This is a genomic window from Bacillus sp. AFS023182, assembly GCF_002560575.1.
GTDB classification, from domain to species: Bacteria; Bacillota; Bacilli; order Bacillales; family Bacillaceae_G; genus Bacillus_A; species Bacillus_A arachidis.
The window spans coordinates 1-225 of sequence record NZ_NTRO01000128.1 but is presented as its reverse complement, the minus strand read 5'-3'; the positions used below and the strand labels follow the sequence as shown (position 1 = coordinate 225).

The window sequence follows — 225 nt, the reverse complement described above, 5'->3', positions numbered from 1 at the left end:
TTTCCCTTTCACCTTGATATAGGTTTCATCCAAACGCCAAGATAACAATGTGTTTTTGTTTTTCTTCTTCCAAATGTGATAGATAAGATTTCCATATTCATGAACCCAGCGCATGATAGTTGTTGGATGAATAGAAATACCACGTTCTTTGAGAATTTCAGACACATCGCGATAACTTAAAGAAAAACGACAATAGTAGCCAACGGCTATTAAAATAATATCCTT

The 225-nt window shown here is 34.2% G+C and carries 1 pseudogene; it reads right to left on the bottom strand.

What is annotated here, in order from left to right:
* A pseudogene (locus CN288_RS27520) lies at positions 1 to 225 on the bottom strand (IS6 family transposase); the annotation flags it as partial.